Below are 21692 nucleotides of genomic sequence, written 5' to 3' on the forward strand. Positions count from 1 at the left end.
TGACTGGCCGGATCAGCTTTGAACCAAATTTTTCTGGGGGGTTATATCTTGAATAAACGAAAAATCGGATTGGCGATGTCACTTGTGATCGCAGCAGGCACCATATTAGGAGCATGCGGAAACAGCGAAAAAAGCAGCGGCTCCGGCGAAGGCAAAAACAAATTCAGTGTGGCGATGGTTACTGACGTAGGCGGAGTGGATGACAAATCCTTCAACCAATCAGCCTGGGAAGGCATCCAAGCCTTTGGGAAAGAGAATGGGCTGAAAAAAGGCAAAAACGGTTACGACTATCTTCAATCCAAATCAGATGCAGACTATACAACGAACTTAAATAAATTGGCGCGTGAGAATTTTGACTTAATTTACGGCGTCGGCTACTTAATGGAGGATTCAATCAGCGAAATTGCTGACCAGCGCAAAAATACAAACTTTGCGATTATAGATGCTGTTGTCGATAAAGACAACGTCGCAAGTATTACGTTTAAAGAGCAGGAAGGCTCATTTCTCGTCGGAGTGGCCGCAGCCCTATCAAGCAAATCAGGAAAAATCGGCTTTGTAGGCGGCATGGAATCAGAGTTAATCAAAAAATTCGAGGTCGGCTTCCGTGCCGGCGTGCAAGCAGTTAACCCTAAAGCCGTTGTAGAAGTGAAATACGCAGGGGGTTTCGATAAAGCCGATGTCGGTAAAGCAACCGCCGAAAGCATGTATAAATCAGGCGTAGATGTTATTTATCACTCTGCGGGCGCCACTGGCACAGGCGTCTTTACTGAAGCGAAAAACCTGAAAAAAGAAGATCCAAAACGCGATGTCTGGGTCATCGGTGTCGATAAAGACCAATACGCAGAAGGCCAGGTAGAAGGAACAGATGATAACGTCACCCTCACTTCCATGGTGAAAAAAGTAGATACAGTCGTTGAAGATGTAACGAAAAAAGCGAGTGACGGAAAGTTCCCGGGCGGCGAAACACTTACCTACGGGCTGGATCAAGACGGAGTCGGCATTTCTCCATCTAAACAAAATCTATCGGATGATGTGATCAAAGCGGTCGATAAATGGAAGAAAAAAATTATCGATGGATTGGAAGTCCCGGCAACTGAGAAAGAGCTGAAAACCTTCAAAGCTGAATAAGAATCGCAGGGATAAGGAGGTCGAGCCCTTATCCCTTGTTTTTCTTTTATTTTGAAATAAAGGAGCGGTCAATCAATGGAATATGTCATTGAAATGCTCAATATCCGCAAGGCGTTTCCAGGTATCGTCGCCAATGACAATATCAATCTTCAAGTCAAAAAAGGCGAAATACACGCGTTGCTCGGTGAAAATGGAGCGGGGAAATCAACATTGATGAATGTCCTTTTCGGGCTGTATCAGCCGGAGCGGGGTGAGATTCGGGTGCGCGGCGAGAAGGTGCACATCAACAGCCCGAACAAAGCGAATGACCTTGGAATTGGAATGGTGCACCAGCACTTTATGCTTGTTGACACCTTTACAGTTGCTGAAAATATTATTCTCGGGAAGGAGCCAAAGAAGTTTGGCAGAATTGACCGGAAGCGTGCTGGCCAAGAGGTGCAGGACATTTCCGATCGATACGGCCTGCAGATCCATCCTGAAGCAAAAGCAGCTGACATATCAGTCGGTATGCAGCAGCGCGCAGAAATATTAAAAACCCTCTACCGCGGTGCCGATATTCTGATTTTTGATGAACCGACGGCTGTTTTGACGCCTCATGAAATTAAGGAACTGATGCAAATTATGAAGAACCTAGTCAAAGAAGGGAAGTCCATCATCTTAATCACCCATAAGCTGAAAGAGATTATGGAGATTTGTGACCGCGTTACGGTTATCCGTAAAGGAAAAGGCATCAAAACCCTTGATGTCCGTGATACAAACCAAGACGAACTCGCCAGTCTAATGGTCGGCCGCGAGGTATCGTTCAAAACTGAAAAGAGAGCTGCTCAGCCGGGAGCGGAAGTGCTTGCGATTGACGGCATAACTGTAAAGGATACCCGCGGAATAGAGACAGTCAGAGATTTGTCTCTTTCTGTCAAAGCGGGAGAAATAGTCGGCATAGCAGGCGTCGACGGAAACGGGCAATCAGAGCTGATCGAAGCGGTGACAGGACTCCGCAAAACAGATTCAGGAACAATCACCTTAAACGGAAAACAGATCCAAAACCTGACGCCAAGAAAAATCACTGAATCCGGGATCGGGCATATTCCTCAGGATCGCCATAAACACGGTCTCGTCCTTGATTTTCCAATCGGAGAGAATATCCTGCTGCAAAGCTATTACAAAAAGCCGTATTCTGCATTGGGCGTTTTACATAAAGGCGAAATGTACAAAAAAGCACGCAGCCTGATCAGCGAGTACGATGTCAGAACGCCGGATGAATATACACACGCGCGGGCATTGTCAGGCGGAAACCAGCAAAAAGCGATTATCGGGCGGGAAGTAGACAGAAATCCTGATTTATTAATTGCCGCCCAGCCGACTCGCGGCCTTGATGTCGGAGCGATTGAATTTGTCCATAAAAAGCTCATTGAGCAGCGTGATGCCGGGAAAGCCGTTCTTCTCCTCTCGTTTGAGCTTGAAGAAATTATGAATCTCAGTGACAGAATCGCCGTTATTTTTGAAGGACGCATTATCGCCAGCGTTAATCCGCAGGACACCACTGAACAGGAGCTTGGTCTCTTGATGGCAGGAAGCACGCAAAAGGAAGCGGGGAAAGCAAATGGTTAAACGACTCTCTCATTTACTCGTGCCGCTCATCGCAATCATCCTTGGTCTTGCGGCCGGCGCGTTGATTATGCTTGTGAGCGGCTACAGTGTGGCCAGCGGATATTCGGCTTTGTGGAATGGGATATTCGGAGAAATCTATTATGTCGGAGAAACAATTCGGCAAATTACGCCTTATATTTTATCTGGATTGGCTGTCGCCTTTGCATTCCGAACCGGACTCTTTAATATCGGCGTCGAGGGCCAGCTGCTCGTCGGCTGGACAGCAGCGGTTTGGGTCGGTACGGCGTTTGATGGACCGGCATATATTCACTTGCCGCTCGCATTGATTACAGCGGCAGCTGCAGGAGGATTATGGGGGTTTATTCCCGGCATTTTGAAAGCGCGATTTTACGTTCATGAAGTCATTGTCACCATTATGATGAATTATATCGCGCTGCACATGACCAATTACATCATTTCAAACGTCTTGACAGATCATCAGGACAAGACGGGGAAAATTCACGAATCCGCCTCCCTCCGCTCTCCTTTTCTTGAACAGATCACCGATTACTCACGGCTGCATTTGGGAATCATCGTTGCCCTTCTCGCAGCAGTTATCATGTGGTTTATTATCAACAAAACTACAAAGGGATTTGAGCTCCGGGCGGTCGGGTTTAACCAGCACGCTTCCCAGTATGCCGGCATGAGCGTGCGGAAGAATATCATGACCTCCATGCTTATCTCCGGCGCTTTTGCAGGCCTTGCCGGAGCCATGGAGGGCCTAGGAACATTCGAATATGCAGCAGTGAAAGGCGCATTTACCGGCGTAGGCTTTGACGGTATCGCTGTCGCTCTTCTCGGGGGAAACACAGCCGTAGGCGTTGTACTGGCAGCATGCCTGCTTGGCGGGCTAAAAATCGGCGCATTAAATATGCCGATTGAATCAGGCGTTCCATCAGAGGTCGTTGATATTGTGATTGCTATTATTATTCTATTTGTGGCTTCAAGCTATGCGATTCGTTTCGTCATGGGCAAATTGAAGAAAAAGGGGGCGAACTAAGTGGACATTGTGCAGATTTTATCTATCATTGTCCCTGCCACACTCGTCTACGCGGCCCCGCTTATTTTAACTGCTCTCGGCGGCGTGTTTTCCGAAAGATCAGGTGTGGTGAATATCGGCTTAGAAGGCCTCATGATTATCGGGGCGTTCACCAGCGTGTTATTTAATTTATTTTTTGGTCCGGAATTAGGTGCCGCCACACCTTGGATTTCGCTCCTTGCCGCCATGGCAGCAGGCGCCCTGTTTTCACTGATTCACGCGGCAGCGGCGATTTCGTTTCGCGCCGACCAGACAGTCAGCGGTGTCGCCATTAACATGCTGGCGCTTGGGGCAACTTTATTTATCGTCAAACTGATCTACGGCAAAGCGCAGACAGACAAAATTCCAGAGCCTTTTTATAAGACGAAAATCCCCGGTTTGGGCGATATTCCCGTCTTGGGAAAGATCTTCTTTTCGGATGTCTATTATACGTCTATTCTTGCAATAGCACTTGCCTTTATTTCCTGGTTTATCTTGTTCAAAACGCCGTTCGGCCTTCGTATCCGTTCTGTCGGAGAGCATCCGATGGCGGCCGATACGATGGGAATCAACGTATATAAAATGCGCTACATCGGCGTGATGATCAGCGGATTGTTCGGCGGTCTCGGCGGCGGCGTATATGCCTCTACAATTGCGCTTGATTTCACGCACTCTACCATCTCCGGGCAAGGCTTTATCGCCCTGGCAGCGCTTGTATTCGGAAAATGGCATCCAATCGGAGCACTGGGGGCCGCCCTGTTTTTCGGATTCGCCCAAAGCTTAAGCATCATTGGATCGCTGCTCCCTCTTTTTAAAGACATACCAAATGTGTATATGCTGATGGCTCCTTATGTCTTAACGATTCTCGCTTTAACCGGCTTTATCGGGCGGGCAGACGCGCCAAAAGCCAATGGCGTACCTTATATTAAAGGAAAAAGATAAAACATTCTCCCCTGGGAAGACAATTCTCAGGGATTTTTTTCTAATCCAAAAGACCCTCTTAATTTAATTGTTTATTAGTTTTTTAACTTAAAAAAATATGAAGTGTTAACGCTTTCTTGTAGACTGTAACAAACAATACATGGGGGTGTATGACATGGGAGCAATTCCAAAAACGGGGACAATTTCACCTGAGCCAAAAGACTCACAGGAGAAAAACCTGTTTCAAAAAATCTGGTCTTGGGAAATCGGTGTGATTCCTTTGCCATTATACACAGTATTAGCTGTTATTATTATTCTTGCAGCCTATTACAATGAGCTGCCGGCAAATATGCTTGGCGGGTTTGCCATCATTATGATTCTTGGTGTGTTTCTCGGAGACATAGGCCAACGCATACCGATATTGAAGGATATTGGCGGCCCTGCTATTTTATCTTTGTTTGTTCCTTCATTTTTAGTCTTTTACAATGTACTGAATTCAACATCTTTAGACGCTGTAACCAACTTGATGAAAACGTCTAACTTCCTTTATTTCTATATCGCTTGCCTTGTTGTGGGAAGTATCCTCGGTATGAACAGAATTGTTTTAATACAGGGGTTTATTAGAATGTTCGTTCCACTGGTTGCAGGAACGATCGCGGCCGTTGCAGCCGGCATCCTTGTCGGATTTATTTTTGGCTATAGTGCCTATGATTCCTTTTTCTTTGTTGTTGTCCCGATTATTGCCGGGGGAATAGGTGAAGGAATTTTGCCGCTTTCAATCGCCTATTCACAAATACTGGGCTCATCCGCTGATGTATTTGTGTCTCAGTTGGTTCCAGCCGCAATTATAGGAAACGTTTTTGCTATCATATGTGCAGCCTTAATGAAAAAGCTTGGCGATAAGCGTCCAGATCTAAATGGGAACGGACGTCTCGTAAAATCTAAAAAAGCAAATGAGATTTTCAATCAAAAAGAAGCCGAAGCAAAAATTGATTTTAAACTAATGGGAGCGGGAGTTCTGCTCGCGTGTACATTCTTTATTTTTGGCGGGTTATTGGAGAAATTCATCTTCATCCCGGGCGCGATCTTAATGATTATTTCAGCTGCGGCTGTCAAGTATGCGAATATTCTTCCGAAAAAAATGGAAGAAGGCGCTTACCAGCTTTATAAGTTTATTTCTTCAAGCTTTACATGGCCGCTGATGGTCGGTCTCGGCATCCTCTTTATTCCGTTGGATGACGTAGCGTCTGTGATTTCTATTCCGTTTGTCATCATCTGTATTTCAGTTGTTATCGCGATGATTGGTTCTGGATATTTCGTAGGCAAGCTGATGAACATGTATCCGGTTGAATCCGCAATCGTTACCTGCTGCCACAGCGGCCTCGGCGGAACAGGTGATGTTGCCATTTTATCAGCATCAGGAAGAATGGGCCTTATGCCGTTTGCCCAAATTTCAACCCGTCTCGGCGGTGCAGGCACAGTTATTTGTGCGACAGTGCTGCTTCGTTTTTTCACTTCATAAACAGAAAGAGTTCCGTTTTATGCGGAACTCTTTTTTTATTTATTCACAATCCGAATATACTCTCGGGGACCAAACGGCAGATCCCTTGATTCCGTCTCACTCATTCTGGCTGACAGGTGGTGCTCCAGTAAATACAGCTCCCACTCATCACTAGCCGCCACACCGCTGCGCCCGTCATATTGATTCAACATGAATGCCCCTGCAAATACTGAGCAGAATAAACCTGAGCACATCACGACTTTTCTTTTCACATGACCAGCTCCTTTCCTTCAGCTTGATCAGGATTGATTTTAAATATACAAATAACCTCTTTTTTGTTAGACTTATTTTGAGGTCAAAAGAACTCATAAAAACCCATTACAGCAGTTCGAAGCGTGGCAGCTTGCAGAAAAGTGCGATATAATTTGGACTAGGTCGTTTGACCGTATATTTCATACATAGCGCATTTTTCAATTGAGAACGAGAAAAGGAGGTCTTATCTTTGCAGCTCTTACATCTTGCTATTTTATCGCCTTTTTTATTTGCTTTTATCATTCCCTTCTTGGCAAAATACGCAAAAAGAGTGCATACGGGCTGGTTTGTGTTGATCTTGCCCGTCTTGCTATTTATATACTTTCTCCCAATGATCAGGATGACACAATCTGGAGAAACACTTCGATCGGTATTAGAGTGGATTCCGTCACTCGGCATTAACTTTACCGTTTATATAGACGGCCTCGGGTTATTATTCGCCTTACTGATCACAGGCATTGGCTCTTTGGTCACTCTTTACAGCATTTTTTATTTATCGAAAGAAAAAGAACAGCTTGGGCCCTTTTATGTCTACTTATTGATGTTCATGGGCGCCATGCTCGGCGTCGTTCTAGTAGACAATGTCATGGTTCTCTACATGTTCTGGGAGCTTACAAGCCTTTCATCCTTTTTGCTGATCGGCTATTGGTATAAGCGGGAAAAGTCGCGCTATGGCGCAGCCAAATCACTTTTGATTACGGTCAGCGGCGGGCTGTGCATGCTCGGCGGATTTATTCTCCTTTATTTGATAACGGATTCCTTCAGTATTCGAGAGATGGTTCACCAGGTTCAATTAATTGCCGGCCACGAATTGTTTATCCCGGCTATGATTCTCATTTTATTAGGGGCTTTTACGAAATCAGCGCAATTTCCTTTTTACATCTGGCTCCCTGACGCGATGGAAGCTCCGACGCCTGTCAGCGCTTATCTCCATTCAGCTACTATGGTAAAAGCCGGCATTTATGTGATTGCGAGATTCAGTCCTATTTTCGCCTTTTCAGCTCAGTGGTTTTGGATCGTGTCCCTCGTTGGCCTCTTTACGATGGTTTGGGGTTCATTCCATGCCGTGAAACAAACTGATTTAAAATCGATTTTGGCGTTTTCAACCGTCAGCCAGCTCGGCATGATCATCTCCATGCTCGGAGTCAGTGCCGCGGCCCTTCATTACGGCCATACAGAATATTATACAGTTGCCGCTATGGCTGCCATTTTCCATTTAATCAACCACGCAACCTTTAAAGGAAGCTTGTTTATGGCAGTCGGGATTATCGATCACGAAACAGGCACACGGGATATCCGGAAGCTAGGCGGCCTGATGGCAATTATGCCGATTACATTTACCATTTCCTTAATCGGGACATTTTCAATGGCCGGCCTACCGCCGTTTAACGGATTTTTGAGTAAAGAAATGTTTTTCACAAGCATGCTTCGCGTGACACATTTTGACCTGTTCAACGTGCAGACATGGGGCGTTCTGTTCCCTCTTTTCGCCTGGATCGGAAGTGTATTTACGTTTATCTACAGCATGAAATTGCTGTTTAAAACATTCAGAGGAAATTACCAGCCTGAACACCTTGAAAAACAGGCTCACGAAGCGCCTGTCGGCATGCTCGTACCACCGGTCATTCTTGTCGCTTTGGCTGTCAGTCTCTTCTTTTTCCCGAATATATTGTCGTACACCCTGATAGAGCCTGCGATGAACTCAATCTATCCGACACTGCTTGCCGGCCATGAGAAATTCCACGTTCACATTTCACAGTGGCATGGGATTACAACGGAATTGCTCATGACTGCGGGTATTGTTGTGATCGGAACAATTGGTTATTTGTCGCTGAATAAGTGGAAAGGAATCTATAAACTGTTTCCTTCGAAACTCACACTCAACCGGTTATACGATAAGCTTTTGACTCTGATGGAGAAAGGCTCTTACCGGATCACAAAACAATATATGACCGGGTTTTTAAGAGATTATTTGCTGTATATCTTCGCTGGTTTCATCATTCTGATAGGCGGAGCTTTTGCCATTAAAGGCGGATTTTCATTTAAAACGGAAGGCATGGCTAAAATCGGTGTATACGAAATCATTTTGACGCTTGTCATGATCAGCGCCACAGTGGCGACTGTTTTTGCTAGGTCAAGACTGACGGCGATCATTGCACTCGGTGTTGTCGGTTATACGCTTGCATTGTTTTTTGTCATTTTCAGAGCGCCGGACTTGGCATTGACTCAGCTCGTCATTGAAACGATTTCTGTGGCACTGTTTCTGCTTTGCTTCTACCATTTGCCGAAACTGAGGCTGAAAACAAAAACGAGAACGTTCCGGATGACGAATTTTATCATTTCTTTAGGCGTCGGTGTTATCGTTACTCTGCTCGGTATCGCATCCTCAAGCCAGCGGACAAAAGACAGCATTGCGTCCTTCTTTGTCAAACATAGCCACGATCTCGGCGGAGGGGATAATGTCGTCAATGTCATTCTTGTTGATTTCAGGGGATTTGATACAATGTTTGAAATTACGGTATTAACAATAGCCGCTCTCGGCATTTACAGCATGATTAAAACAAAAGTAAAAGAGGAGGGGAAAAGCGGTGAATGAACAAAAAACAAATGACTTGATTCTTCAAACCGCGACAAAGCTTGTATCCTTTATCATTTTGCTTTTCTCTTTCTATTTATTTTTATCAGGGCATAACGCGCCCGGAGGAGGCTTTGTCGGCGGACTGATCACGTCCTCTTCCATCGTTCTCTTGCTTCTGGCATATGATTTAAAAACCGTGCGTTCCCTTTTGCCTGTCAATTTCATTTATGTCGCGGGAGCCGGCCTTCTGCTCGCTGTATTAACAGGCGTTGGCTCCTTTGTCTTTGGGTTTCCTTTTTTAACCCACACATTCGGATACTTTCAGCTGCCGATCCTTGGGAAAACGGAGCTCGCCACAGCGACGATATTTGATTTAGGCGTTTATCTTGTTGTCGTAGGCATAACGATGACCATTATTCAAACGATTGGAGAGGAAGAATAATGGAAATCTTAATGGCTGTATTAGCCGGTATTATTTTTATGGCTGCCACGTATTTGCTGCTGTCTAAAAGCCTGCTTCGCGTCATTATCGGAACAGCACTGTTAAGCCATGGCGTTCATTTAATGCTTTTAACTATGGGAGGATTAAAGAAAGGCGCTGCTCCGATTTTGAGCGAGCATGCCAAATCATTTGTCGATCCGCTTCCGCAAGCCCTGATTTTGACCGCAATTGTCATTTCTTTTGGCGTTACGTCATTCATACTCGTCATGGCCTTTCGCGCTTATCAGGAATTGAAATCGGACGATATGGATCAAATGAGGGGAAATGATCAACATGAATAATTTTGTTATTTTGCCAATCCTGATCCCGCTTTTGTCGGCTATTCTTCTGATTTTCATGACGAAGAATCTTATGCTCATGAGAATCTTCAGCACGGCGGCATCGGCCATCGGGATTGTGATTAGCGGCATACTTGTACAGACTGTCTTCACAAAAGGTATCCAGACACTCAGCCTAGGCGGATGGAAAGCGCCGTACGGCATTGTGCTTGCCGCAGACCAATTCGCCAGCCTTCTCGTTCTCACAACAGCGGTCATCGGTTTATTGGTTGGGCTTTATTCCTTCCGTTCTGTCGGTGAAAAACGTGAGCGCTCCTTTTACTACTCCGGCGTTCAGTTCTTGCTTGCCGGCGTCAGCGGAGCGTTTTTAACAGGCGATTTATTTAATATGTATGTATTTTTTGAGCTTCTGCTTATTGCTTCCTATATGCTCATTGTATTAGGCGGCACAAAAATTCAGCTGCGGGAATCCCTTAAATATATTGTGTTTAATATCGTATCGTCTGCCCTGTTTGTCATAGGGGTCGGCTTTTTATACGCTGTAACCGGCACGTTAAACATGGCGGATCTTAGCGTGAAAATCAGCGAATCAGGACAAACCGGGCTGATTACTGTGATTGGTGTCCTGCTGCTTTTGGTATTTGGCATGAAGGGCGGAATCTTCCCCCTCTACTTTTGGCTTCCAGGCTCTTATTACGCGCCACCGGCAGCAATCTCCGCGTTGTTCGGCGCTTTGCTGACAAAAGTCGGGTTATATGCGATTGCGAGGGTTTTCACATTGATTTTTATTCACGATACAGCCTTTACCCATCAGCTGATGATTTGGCTGGCGGCGCTGACTGTGATTTTTGGTGTCATCGGTTCACTCGCTTATTCGAATGTCATGAAAATTGTGATCTATAACATTATTACCGCTGTCGGCGTGATTTTGTTCGGTGTGGCAGTACACACCCCCGCATCCATTCAGGGCGCGATCTACTATCTGATACACGATATGCTGATTAAGGGCGCTTTGTTTATGCTGGCGGGTACGCTGATCGCATTGACTGGAACTGCGAACCTGCATAAAATGGGCGGGCTGATCAAACGCTATCCTGTTCTTGGATGGATGTTTTTCATTTCTGCTATTTCTCTTGCAGGCATTCCGCCACTGAGCGGATTTGTCGGCAAATTTAAAATTGCGGAGGGCGGCTTCGCAGAAGGTGAATTTACGATATCCATGCTGATTCTGCTTTCGAGTCTGCTCGTACTGTACTCTGTGCTGAGGATCTTTATACATGCGTTTTGGGGCGAAGAAAAAGAAACGCCAAAACCAAATCATCGAACAGCTAAAGGACTTCTTTATCCGGCAGCTATTTTTCTCTTGCTGTCTCTTCTCTTCGGGGTGGGTACAGAATGGGTGTCGCCTTACGTTGATCAAGCGGCCGAGACGCTGCTGAATCCGGAAAAATATATCGAAGCTGTTCTGAAGGAGTAGATCGCATGGCATTTCAAATTTTATTAAATGTGTTTCTCGCTTTTTGCTGGATGTTCTTAAGCAACAGTCCAAGCGCCGCAGGATTCATTACAGGCTATATTCTGGGAATGCTCTCTCTCTTTTTCTTCCGGCGCTTTTTCACTCGCCAGTTTTATCTATGGAAATTGATTTCTATCATCAAGCTCTGTTTCATTTTTATAAAGGAACTGTACCTTGCTAATGTCAGTGTGATGAAATCAGTCTTATCTCCAAAACTGAATATCAGACCGGGTATTTTTGCTTTTAAAACTGAACTGACGAAGGACTGGGAAATCACCCTGCTTTCTCTGCTCATTACATTAACGCCGGGAACCTTGGTGATGGATATTTCAGATGACAGAACAATACTTTATATTCATGCAATGGATATCGAGGATGCGGAAAAAGCGATTTTTGATATTCGGGAGTCATTTGAAAAAGCCATACAGGAGGTGAGCCGGTGATGTTTACGCTGATCCTGCAAATCGCGCTCGGCATTATGGCAGTGTCTACCTTTTTGTATGTCATTCGTGTCATTAAAGGGCCGACTGTGCCTGACCGGGTCGTGGCTCTGGATGCAATCGGCATCAATCTGATCGCAATCACGGCGCTTGTCTCCATCTTGCTGAAAACAAGTGCGTTTTTAGATATTATTTTGCTGCTGGGGATTTTATCGTTTATCGGAACGATCGCATTTTCCAAGTTCCTGGAGAAAGGAGAGATTATCGAAAATGATCGAAACCGCTAAGGTCGTTGTGGCTGTATTCATTTTGCTGGGTGCTCTTATATGCCTCATTGCTTCATTTGGCGTACTTCGCCTTCCCGATGTGTTTACACGCGCTCATGCTGCTTCTAAAGGCTCAACATTAGGTGTCAATATGATTCTGCTCGGTGTCTTCTTCTATTTGTGGTTTGTGACGGGGGAGCTCTCCGCTAAAATCCTGCTTGGAATTCTCTTTATCTTTATTACGTCGCCTATCGGCGGGCACTTGATCTGCCGTGCTGCGTATAACTCCGGCGTCAAGCTTGATGAGAGAAGTGTGCAAGATGACTATAACGGAATCAGAAACTTTGTGATTAAACGAAAAGAGGATTCTTATTTATAAAAATAAGCAGCCGGACAGGCAGAGTTCCGGCTGTTTTTTTATTTCTTGATGACAGCCAGCGTGCATCTGGATATACAGATCAGCCTCTCTTGCTCGTCATATATGTGAATATGATAGACAATCGTCGTTCTGCCTATATGAACGGGCTCGGCTATCGCCTTTACCGTTCCTTCCTTTACAGATTTTAAATGGTTGGCGTTAATCTCCAAACCGACACAAGCTTGCGTTGTATGATCAATCAGGTTCTGTGCACCTGCGCTCGCCGCGGTTTCCGCCAGGGCCACTGAAGCGCCTCCATGCAAATATCCGAACGGCTGTACCGTCCGATGATCCACCGGCATGACCGCAACGCATCGTTCCGCTGTGTTTTCAACAATCTCAATACCAAGCGCTTCAAGCAATGTGTGCTTCATATCCATCTCTACACCCCCCAACATTTAAAGTACACCGTCTGATTTCGCAATCAAAACCGCTTCCGTCCGTGAACCGACATTCAGCTTATTGAAAATCGATGTCAAGCTGTATTCAATGGACCGCTTGCTTAAATGAAGGGCATCTGCGATTTCTTGGTTTGTAAATCCCTTTTCAACTTCTTGAAGAATCAGGCATTCTCTAGGTGTGAGCACATCTTGTTCTTTTTGAGAGGAAGGAGCCGGCTTTGTTTTTTGCTGAGTCATCAGCTGTTTAAAGTAAGCAAAATCGACTAAAATTTCTCCGTTGAGTACGTGGTATATGTATTGGGTGATCTTTTCTTTAGATTCCGTTTTGCTGATGGCACCGTGCAGACCCGCACGAATCGCTTCCTCGAAATAATCCTCGACCTCATAACCGGTATACACGATAATTTTACAATGAGGATTCTCTTGTAAAATCTGTTTAGAAAGCTCCATCCCATTGACCTCGCCGCCTAGATTCAGATCCATTAAAATGAGATCATATGACGAGAAATCATGCTGCTTGATAAACTGTTCGCTCGGTTCAGGACTGAGACAATCAACAGACAAATTCGAATCCGTTTCCAAAATTGTCTTGGTGCCTTCCATGACAGCCGGATGGTCATCAATCACTAGTATCTTTTTCATGTTTTCCTCCCTTTTACTCACTCTTTTCCATTTTATAAAAAAGACTTGGCCTGTGCCAAGTCGTTTCCGTTATAAATCCATTACAATTCGATTTCAATATCAGCCTTAAAGCCCTTTCCTTCACTTGTTTCAATCCGAAGGCGCCCATCTAAAGCCCTGACTCTCTCCTTAATGCCAGAAAGCCCCATGCTCATGGAATGCTCAGTATTCTTTTCCTGATCAAACCCTACGCCATCATCCTCATAATGAAGAACGATTTTGTTTTGAATACTGATGAGCATAATCAGCACATCCGTCGCCTGAGAGTGCTTGACCGCATTAGACAGAAACTCTTGAATGATCCGGTACAAATTCAGCTGCGAATCCAGATCAAGGGAAGCCGTAAATCTCCCGGTATTTAAACGAATATGAAACGGAACCCGCTCCTGCTGCTGCGCCACCAGCTTCGACAGCGCCTTGACCAGCCCAAGATCATACAGAAGCTGCGGCCGCAGCTCATGACACGTCTCCCTCGTCATCGAAATCACATCAGACATCTGCTCATTCATCTGTACAAGCTTGTCCTGCACCTCTTCACGGCACGGATTATCATCCTTCTTGAAATCACCCAAAAACAGCTCACACTGGCGTTTTAAGGAAATCAAATCCTGAAGAACCGAATCGTGGAGATCGCGGGCGAGATCCGAGCGTTGTTTTTCCTCGATCGTGTACATGAGTTTTTTGAGCCATACGGGGTTGGATTCTTGTTGTTTTAAATCCTCAAGATGCACCATCAATTCTTCGATTTTCATAACGTTTTCCAATGAGACATTTGTATAAAATGCTAATGTTTGAAGCCATGCAATTTCATCCCTTGTTAACTTAAAAGTATTATAACTTGAGAAACAGAGTACTAAAAATGATCTGTCTCCTCGTTCACCTATTTTAATAATAAAACCTTGTTTAAACTCTTTAATTTTACCGATATCACCAGAAAAATTTTTCACATATTGCTCATGATTTTTATAAGTCAGATCTTTAAAGTTGTTCTTACTAAGAAGGGTGATTTCCCCTTTAGAATTATCATACACGCAAGCATTATCTATGTTTAATACTTCTAGGATTGTATTTTTAAAGTGATTAAGTACTTGATCTACTGATGATGCTTGCTTAATCAACTGAGTAAATTTAAAAATCCCATCTTGATAATTAAATTTCTCTGTAAATCTTTTCAACTTGAAACGAAAATCAATGATTTCTTTAAAGTAAAAAACGGCAAACATAAGAACATATATTGCAATTGTTAGTTTAACTAAATAAAAGATATCCTTTGGTTGCTGAATGTAATTAAAGATGGTCACTACGATAATAGTAGGTGTAATGGCTAAAAAACCGTAGTACTTAAGCCGCCCCACAACAAAGTCGATATTATAAAGTCTATTAGTCATAAATTGATATACTAAAGAAAAAGGTATAACAAGTGTAAAAGCAGCCAAACTAAAAGGTGAGACATACTTCTCGAAAAACACATATGGAACAGCAAAAAAGACAATAAACGGACTGAAAGAAAAGATATTTGTATAAGCAAGGACTTTCAAAATTGACTTTTGCTCTTTTTGTTTAAATTTTCTTATCCCTTTATGGATAAGAATCGATACAGTAAGAACTAGGACAAAAAATGAAATCAAATTCAGATTAGACAAAAAAGCCGAAGATTTTAATCTATTACTCAGAACGTCCTCTAATAAAAGATTTATTAGCGGGAGCATATACATAATGATTAAAATCTTCTTTTCGAATAACTTTGTTCCTAATTCTATAAAGTATTTATATATAAAATGAATATATAACACCGGACAACTGACTAAAGTAAGAACAAGCAGATAAGTGCTTATCTCTTCACCTCTTCTTGCTCCACATGCACTTACATACGCTACTGATACAAATAACAAAAATAAAATTAAAATATAAGCAGAAGTTGATTTTCTTACTTTATTTATTCTATAAATAAAAAATATACAAAATAAACAGATTGAATAAGATATTACAGGAATGAGATACATAAATAAATTTTCTTCACTGATTAGGCTTACATTTTGTAAATGAAATGATTTATTATCTCTCTCAACAATTAAACTTTCTACATTGACCAATCTTCCACTTTTTAATTGAATATCACTGCCTTTCTCCCCATTTACTTCAAGAATGATATCTCCCTTTTTCACACCTGAATAATATTCATCTGTATAATCTAAAACATTGGTGACCTCTAACTTACCCTGTTCATTTATCTTTACATCCGCACCTACGAAGATGTTAAAAGCAAAGCTATACGAGAGGTATATAACATAAATAAAACTTAAAATGATAAAAACTAGAGACAAATATTTATAGACGTTAATATATCTGTACATCACATCATCCCGTAATTAAATCAAACTTTTTCTTTTATCATCCTCAAAAAAATTACTAATAGCTTCTATTGGAGGCCACTTGCTTGTTCTTGGCACCTCTCCTTGTTCAAACGCGTATAATATTGCTTTCTTTTCTTTTTCATTTATATTTAGCAAGGTTAAGTTCCCATTCTTAAATTGATCAAACGCTTCCGGGTTGTTTACTAGATGGCTAATGATTTTATCAATATGTTTCAAATTAAATCCCCCTTAATAATTGAATAAGTAATTTATTTTTTCTTTGTTCATCTAATCTCAGTTTTTTGAATGATTCCTTAAAATTTTCCACTGCTAAATTTTTTATAACATTCAAATATTGTATTACACCTGATTCTCTTAACTTTCCCTTCAAATCTTCCAAATTATTTATCATATGATTTTCTTGCGCATAAAAATTTAATAAGTCAATTGATGATTGGTTAAATTTATTTTTAAGATAATTGAAGGCAAGCGTATGTCTAGTTTTGAAGTCATTATTGTTAGGGTAATAAAGTCCATAGTGATCATTTGCAATTTGCTCGACTATACCTAAATAACGTGAATACTCCTCAACTGTTTCATTATATTCTCCAGTTGCCAGATATACACCAAGAATACTGGGCAATGTTACCAGAGAACCCGACTTAAGTTTAATCATTTCAATATACTCTGATTCTGATGAGGCTGTTAAATTCAAATCTACATGTTGTCCTTGTAAAGATTGGAGTGAATATTGCAAAGTAAGGCTTAAAAGTTTTGGATGATTTGAGACTGAACCTATTACTTGCAGACTTAATGTATAAAGTGCGGTAGCTGCGTTAGTTGCTATAGAAGGATCTAATTTCATCCAAGAAGCCTGAAGATTGTCCTTATCCTCAATATCGTCAAAAATGTCCGCAGATAAAATTAAAAGTTCTATACCTGACGCCAATAACTCAATTGCTTTGTCGTTTTTTCCATCAAATGCTATGTAATGGTAATAAGCCAGTTCTGCAAATGAAAATTGTTTTTTTTCTTTGATAAAAGAAATGAGCTTCACTTTTAAGTCCTCATTTAAAATATTTTCATCCACAATCTCCTTCATTTTCTCCTTGATCCGGACAGAATCTAAACATATCTGCTCAATAACGACTTCCCCCCTCCCATTCCATTTTACTAAATGGGACATTTAAAGGACAGCAGGTTTTTCGTTTTTTAACAATCATATAATACTTTATCCATTTATTGTATCGGTAGAACGAAAAAAAAGACTTGTTTCCAAGTCTTTTTCACGAAATTTTCATTGCATAATTGTATTTATCGAGTTGATCAATGCTTTTGTTAATGTTTCGTAATGAATCTGTCGTTTCTTTAATATCAAGTTCGAGTCGGAATAACAATTGTTTTACTTCTTCAAGTTTCTTTTCCATCGTTTCCACACTCCTTTTTTTGAAAGATCAATGAATTGTGTATGGTGAACGAGTCCTAGGTATTTGATCTGTTACTAATAGTGTATCTGCTTTCGGCTTATTTTTCACCGAAAAGTATACAAAAAAGTCCTGCGTGACACCGCAAATCTAAATAGGTCCTTATACTCAAAGGAATCACAACAAGAACGGGACTATCTTTCTATGTGAAAGAGCGTTTATATGTGCTGAAATTGAGAAAGATTCTTAATCTCCTTGATTTTAACGGGTTTCGCATTTTCACTAAGCAAGACTATAGTCCTTCATACCGTATTTTCAAAATTGAATATGCGATTCTTGGCGTTTCCTGACCGACAAACACCGAAAAAGACCGCAACGCTAAAGTTGTGGCCTTTTCGCTTTGTCATATTCGGCAATTAGGGATCTATACATATAGAAACATCCTTTTTTGCGAGGTGCTCCCATGAGATATCGTTATCCCTGGTTTTACGTGTATCCGTATGAGGTACGCCGTCCGCCCGCTCCTGCCAACAATATTGATACCTTTATCCGTTCAGCGAGGCAGGCCGCAGGGATATTTGCGGATGCCCAGCTCGTTCTCGGCCGCATTGCGGGCTCGCGGGAGCTCTCGCGCCGCATTCTGACCGCAGCCGAGCAGTCCGATAAACAAACCATCAAGCGCCTGATCAAACAAATGGGCGTCCGGCATGAAGTGGATACGGTCTTTAATCCCGACGGCATCTATATCAGCCTTATCGGAACGCAAAGCCGAATCATTCTTGCTTTGCGGTGGTCAGAGGACCGCAATCATTTTGCGTCCATAAGATTATGACACCATTCCAGAGCCTCAAGATAACATTCATACGCTTCTTCTTTGTCGAGTTGATTGCCTAATTCCGAGCAAGTGTCCCAGTTGTTGCTTTCAATTAATTTCACAAGCTCAAGCATTTGGTAGTAGTCGTTTTGATGGCCTAATAATGCTTGCCCGACTTCATCTTTTAAAGGCAATTCTTGAACAATTTCCTCTATTTCTCTATGCAGGAGGGTGTCTATGAGAGAAAACATTCCGATCAGCATATAAGAAGCTGGCTGCGGCCGGGATGTCTTTCTCGCCAGCAGTTCGCAAAGCTTTGCTCTTATCAGAGAAATCTTAATGATTTCGTGCTTGCTGGAATGCCCTTTCCTGCTTAAATCCTTAAAGGAAAGAATATATATCCACCGTTTGATTTCATTAAATCCCAGCAGCATAATGGCCTGTTGAATGCTTTCAATTTTCTGGCTCAAACGGCTGTGGGATGAGTTTAAAAATTTTAAAATTTGATAGGACAGTGATAAATCCCGCTCTATGTACTCTGTCACACGCTTTATGTTAGGCTGCTCTTTACTCAGTTCGTTAAGCAGTTCATAGTAAGAATAGAAATGAGTCGATAGGTCATGCCCGCTGATGATGCGCGGCTCGCTGAAAAAGTAGCCTTGGAATAATTGAAAGCCGTCTTGGACCGCCTGTTTATATTCTTTTCGGGTCTCTACTTTTTCCGCTAAAAAAATCAGGCCGCGGCAGCCGTAGGTTTGCAAAATTGTTCTGCGTTCCATTCGTGTTGTTTTGAGAAAATCAATTTTCAATATATCAATATAGCTCATGAGTTTTTCCAGTAAGTCCTCATCTTGCGGATTTATTGCATAAAAATCATCAAGCGCCAGCATATACCCCATTTTTTTCAATTCTTTGCATCTAGAAATGAGGGCCGGCGTGATCGGTATATCTTCAAGGATTTCAATGACAAGCTGTTTCGGATTGAAGGAGGTGGGAAGATTCGAAAACATCAGGCTTTCCGTAAAATTAACAAAACAGCGTTTCCCTTCCGTCAGCTTCTCAATTCCGATGTTTAAAAAGCTGTTGATCACCAAATCTGTTGTTGCCTGATCGCCGTCTTTAGCGCTATACACGTTCTCTTCGCTTTCTCTATACAGCAGTTCATAAGCAACAACCTGTTCTTTTCTATTAAAAATAGGCTGTCTTGCAACAAACACCCTCATTGATTTATCCCCCTTACAATACGCGCGGCTTTCACCCCTAAGTATATCAAATAATTTGACGAAAATTGTCTAAACATGAAAAATAATATATACATAAAGAAAACTGGCCCTTCGCGAATGAAAGGCCAGTTTTTCTTTATTCTTCCTCAAGCTCTTCTTCAATTCTGCTTTTCACTTCGTGGATCCGCTGCATTTTATTGCTCCAGCAGTCCTCGCTTAAATCAACCGGGTATTCCTCCGGCTTGCTGATTCTCTTATATTCCTCCCAAAGCAGGCTGAGGTTATCCTGCACATACTGCTGTATGTCTGAAATCTCAGGGTTTTGGTAGCAAAGAATACCCTTCTCAAAAATCAGCTCATGAAGATCCTTCGCATAAAAATTCGTGACAAATTTGCTGATGAATGTATGAACCGGGTGGAACATTCTGAGCCGCTTCTGATCATTCACCTGCTCATCATAAAGCGCAATATAGTCGCCTTCAGAATGATGGTTGGACTGATTAATAATGCGGTAGACTTTCTTTCTGCCCGGTGTCGTCACTTTTTCAGGATTGGACGAAATTTTGATCGTGTCAACCATTTTCCCATCTTCTTCAATGGCAACGAGTTTATAAACTGCGCCGAGAGCCGGCTGGTCATAGGCAGTGATCAGCTTCGTACCGACACCCCAGACATCAATGCGCGCTCCCTGAGCCTTTAAATTCATAATGGTGTGCTCATCCAAATCGCTTGAAGCAATCACCTTCGCATCTGTAAATCCTGCTTCATCAAGCATTTTCCGGGCTTTTTTTGACAGGTACGCCAAATCGCCGCTGTCCAGACGGATGCCAATGAAATTAATGCGGTCGCCGAATTCCTTGGCAACCCTAATCGCGTTCGGCATGCCTGAACGAAGCGTGTCATACGTGTCAACTAAGAAGACGCAATCCTTATGTGTTTCCGCGTATTTTTTGAAAGCTGTATATTCATCGCGGTAAGCCTGCACAAGCGCATGCGCATGTGTGCCGGAAACCGGGATGTTAAAGCGCTTTCCGGCTCTTACATTGCTTGTCGCGCTAAAGCCGCCGATTAAGGCTGCTCTCGCTCCCCACATGGCCGCATCCATTTCGTGCGCCCGTCTTGTTCCGAATTCAAGCGCAACTTCATCACCAATGACGCCTTTAATCCGGGCAGCCTTTGTTGCAATTAATGTTTGATAGTTCACAATGTTGAGCAAAGCTGTTTCAATCAGCTGCGCTTCTACCAGGGGTGCCTCCACCCTCATAATCGGCTCATTGTTAAAAACGAGCTCTCCTTCTTTCATGGAGTAAAGTGAACCTGTAAAAGATAAGCCGCGCAAATATTCAATAAAATCTTCATGATACCCGAGTTCATCCTGTAAATAACTCAAATCGCTATCCGTAAACTTGAAATTTTCCAAGTATTCAATGGCTTTTTCCAAGCCCGCAAATACGGCATAGCCATTTTCAAACGGAAGCCTTCTGAAAAACAGCTCAAAAATCGCTTTCTTTTCATGAATGCCGTCTCTCCAGTACGTTTCCGCCATATTGATCTGATAAAGGTCTGTATGTAATGACAGGCTGTCATCTTTAAATCCGTACTCTAACACTGTTTTTCCCCTTCCTTACTCTGCCACTTGCGCTCCGATGCTGTTTGCAAAATGGGAAAGAGCCCATGCGTGCCCCTCCTGATTAAAGCTGGCGACAGCTTGTTTATGCACAACAATCCGAAAACCTTTGTTGTATGCGTCAACAGCTGTATGCAACACACAAATATCTGTGCAGACACCGGCAAGGTGCAGTTCGCCAATCTGCCGCTCTCTGAGTTTGAGCTCTAAATCAGTTCCCGCAAAAGCAGAATATCTCGTTTTTTCCATGTAGTAAACATTAGGCTCATGTTCATGTTTCTGATATAGAGGCAAAAGCTTTCCGTACAGATCTTTTCCTTCCGTGCCTTTTATATTATGCGGAGGAAAAAGACGGGTTTCAGGGTGATATTGATCCCCTTCATCATGAGAATCTACTGCTAATACGACGTAATCACCGTTTGTGATGAATTCTTCAGTTAAATTGACGATCGCCTCTTCAATCATTCTGCCGGGCTCCCCGCAGGTCAATTTTCCGTCACTCGCCACAAAATCATTCGTATAATCAATACAAATAAGTGCTTTTTTCATAGCCGGCCTCCCCGCCATCAGTATGAGAACATTATATCTTATCTCCAGTTGTAAGTGAATTGCCATGAACAAAAAGACAAACGGTCCGTTTGTC

The 21692-nt window shown here is 42.8% G+C and carries 24 protein-coding genes; 14 read left to right on the forward strand and 10 right to left on the reverse strand.

The window, feature by feature from the left end; all coding sequences use genetic code 11:
• Positions 1-48: 48 nt before the first annotated feature.
• The 5 genes from nupN (at position 49) to maeN (ending at position 6236) form a co-directional block, all read left to right on the forward strand.
• A complete protein-coding gene (gene nupN / locus NSU05_RS15910; RefSeq protein ID WP_015384509.1) occupies positions 49-1128 on the forward strand; it encodes a guanosine ABC transporter substrate-binding protein NupN in 1080 nt (359 codons plus the stop codon).
• Between the two features lie 75 nt (positions 1129-1203).
• Positions 1204-2736: a guanosine ABC transporter ATP-binding protein NupO gene (nupO, locus tag NSU05_RS15915; protein WP_038429533.1), complete on the forward strand. Its 1533-nt coding sequence runs from the start codon at positions 1204-1206 to the stop codon at positions 2734-2736.
• Complete coding sequence (nupP, locus tag NSU05_RS15920) at positions 2729-3775, forward strand: guanosine ABC transporter permease NupP (RefSeq protein ID WP_015714618.1); 1047 nt, start codon at positions 2729-2731, stop codon at positions 3773-3775. Before nupO ends, nupP begins: the two co-directional genes overlap by 8 nt.
• A complete protein-coding gene (gene nupQ / locus NSU05_RS15925; RefSeq protein WP_015714619.1) occupies positions 3776-4735 on the forward strand; it encodes a guanosine ABC transporter permease NupQ in 960 nt (319 codons plus the stop codon).
• Positions 4736-4889: 154 nt separating this feature from the next.
• Positions 4890-6236, forward strand: coding sequence for a sodium/malate symporter MaeN (maeN, locus tag NSU05_RS15930; RefSeq protein ID WP_015714620.1), 1347 nt, complete (start codon positions 4890-4892; stop codon positions 6234-6236).
• A 35-nt stretch (positions 6237-6271) separates the two neighbouring features.
• On the opposite strand, the gene NSU05_RS15935 is transcribed toward maeN, so the two are convergent.
• On the reverse strand, positions 6272-6487 hold the full coding sequence (locus NSU05_RS15935; RefSeq protein ID WP_038429535.1) for a hypothetical protein: 216 nt from the start codon (positions 6485-6487) through the stop codon (positions 6272-6274).
• Positions 6488-6717: 230 nt separating this feature from the next.
• Here NSU05_RS15935 and NSU05_RS15940 point away from each other — a divergent pair, with 230 nt between their 5' ends.
• The 7 genes from NSU05_RS15940 to mnhG are packed head-to-tail and all read left to right on the forward strand — an operon-like array spanning position 6718 to position 12486.
• Positions 6718-9123, forward strand: coding sequence for a Na+/H+ antiporter subunit A (locus tag NSU05_RS15940; protein WP_038429536.1), 2406 nt, complete (start codon positions 6718-6720; stop codon positions 9121-9123).
• A complete protein-coding gene (locus tag NSU05_RS15945; protein WP_038429537.1) occupies positions 9116-9547 on the forward strand; it encodes a Na(+)/H(+) antiporter subunit B in 432 nt (143 codons plus the stop codon). Before NSU05_RS15940 ends, NSU05_RS15945 begins: the two co-directional genes overlap by 8 nt.
• Complete coding sequence (locus NSU05_RS15950) at positions 9547-9888, forward strand: Na(+)/H(+) antiporter subunit C (RefSeq protein WP_003220730.1); 342 nt, start codon at positions 9547-9549, stop codon at positions 9886-9888. The genes NSU05_RS15945 and NSU05_RS15950 overlap by 1 nt, the downstream gene beginning before the upstream one ends.
• A complete protein-coding gene (locus tag NSU05_RS15955; RefSeq protein WP_038429539.1) occupies positions 9881-11362 on the forward strand; it encodes a Na+/H+ antiporter subunit D in 1482 nt (493 codons plus the stop codon). The genes NSU05_RS15950 and NSU05_RS15955 overlap by 8 nt, the downstream gene beginning before the upstream one ends.
• A gap of 5 nt (positions 11363-11367) precedes the next feature.
• Entirely contained in the window at positions 11368-11844 is a 477-nt protein-coding gene (locus NSU05_RS15960) for a Na+/H+ antiporter subunit E (RefSeq protein WP_003228815.1), read from the forward strand.
• Complete coding sequence (locus NSU05_RS15965) at positions 11844-12128, forward strand: Na(+)/H(+) antiporter subunit F1 (protein ID WP_003228814.1); 285 nt, start codon at positions 11844-11846, stop codon at positions 12126-12128. The genes NSU05_RS15960 and NSU05_RS15965 overlap by 1 nt, the downstream gene beginning before the upstream one ends.
• The gene (mnhG, locus tag NSU05_RS15970) at positions 12112-12486 is read left to right on the forward strand and encodes a monovalent cation/H(+) antiporter subunit G (RefSeq protein WP_003244302.1); all 375 of its coding nucleotides are present in this window, start codon (positions 12112-12114) and stop codon (positions 12484-12486) included. Before NSU05_RS15965 ends, mnhG begins: the two co-directional genes overlap by 17 nt.
• A gap of 38 nt (positions 12487-12524) precedes the next feature.
• Here mnhG and NSU05_RS15975 read toward each other — a convergent pair whose 3' ends face one another.
• From NSU05_RS15975 to degQ, 6 genes are all read right to left on the reverse strand, one after another.
• Positions 12525-12905, reverse strand: a complete 381-nt coding sequence (locus tag NSU05_RS15975; protein WP_003228810.1) for a hotdog fold thioesterase — start codon at positions 12903-12905, stop codon at positions 12525-12527.
• 18 nt (positions 12906-12923) lie between these two features.
• Entirely contained in the window at positions 12924-13568 is a 645-nt protein-coding gene (gene comA / locus NSU05_RS15980; RefSeq protein WP_003220716.1) for a two-component system response regulator ComA, read from the reverse strand.
• A gap of 80 nt (positions 13569-13648) precedes the next feature.
• Positions 13649-15961, reverse strand: a complete 2313-nt coding sequence (locus NSU05_RS15985) for a histidine kinase (protein WP_032722435.1) — start codon at positions 15959-15961, stop codon at positions 13649-13651.
• A 15-nt stretch (positions 15962-15976) separates the two neighbouring features.
• Complete coding sequence (gene comX / locus NSU05_RS15990) at positions 15977-16198, reverse strand: competence pheromone ComX (RefSeq protein WP_014480704.1); 222 nt, start codon at positions 16196-16198, stop codon at positions 15977-15979.
• A gap of 1 nt (position 16199) precedes the next feature.
• Positions 16200-17063 carry a polyprenyl synthetase family protein gene (locus NSU05_RS15995; RefSeq protein ID WP_032722437.1) on the reverse strand — a complete coding sequence of 288 codons (864 nt, stop codon included), beginning with the start codon at positions 17061-17063 and terminating at the stop codon, positions 16200-16202.
• A 184-nt stretch (positions 17064-17247) separates the two neighbouring features.
• Complete coding sequence (degQ, locus tag NSU05_RS16000) at positions 17248-17388, reverse strand: degradation enzyme regulation protein DegQ (RefSeq protein WP_003220708.1); 141 nt, start codon at positions 17386-17388, stop codon at positions 17248-17250.
• Positions 17389-17609: 221 nt separating this feature from the next.
• Between degQ and NSU05_RS16005 the strand changes: the two genes are divergently transcribed.
• A complete protein-coding gene (locus NSU05_RS16005; RefSeq protein WP_003228793.1) occupies positions 17610-17735 on the forward strand; it encodes a hypothetical protein in 126 nt (41 codons plus the stop codon).
• Positions 17736-17848: 113 nt separating this feature from the next.
• Positions 17849-18217, forward strand: coding sequence for a hypothetical protein (locus tag NSU05_RS16010; protein WP_014477834.1), 369 nt, complete (start codon positions 17849-17851; stop codon positions 18215-18217).
• Here the strand turns inward: NSU05_RS16010 and pdeH are convergent.
• From pdeH to NSU05_RS16025, 3 genes are all read right to left on the reverse strand, one after another.
• Positions 18193-19422, reverse strand: a complete 1230-nt coding sequence (pdeH, locus tag NSU05_RS16015) for a cyclic di-GMP phosphodiesterase (RefSeq protein ID WP_003243525.1) — start codon at positions 19420-19422, stop codon at positions 18193-18195. The genes NSU05_RS16010 and pdeH overlap by 25 nt on opposite strands.
• Positions 19423-19558: 136 nt before the next feature.
• Complete coding sequence (locus tag NSU05_RS16020; protein WP_003228788.1) at positions 19559-21031, reverse strand: nicotinate phosphoribosyltransferase; 1473 nt, start codon at positions 21029-21031, stop codon at positions 19559-19561.
• 15 nt (positions 21032-21046) lie between these two features.
• Positions 21047-21598 carry an isochorismatase family cysteine hydrolase gene (locus tag NSU05_RS16025; protein ID WP_014477836.1) on the reverse strand — a complete coding sequence of 184 codons (552 nt, stop codon included), beginning with the start codon at positions 21596-21598 and terminating at the stop codon, positions 21047-21049.
• Positions 21599-21692 lie beyond the last annotated feature (94 nt).

The organism is Bacillus sp. EU52 (genome assembly GCF_037964975.1).
GTDB classification, from domain to species: domain Bacteria; phylum Bacillota; class Bacilli; order Bacillales; family Bacillaceae; genus Bacillus; species Bacillus subtilis.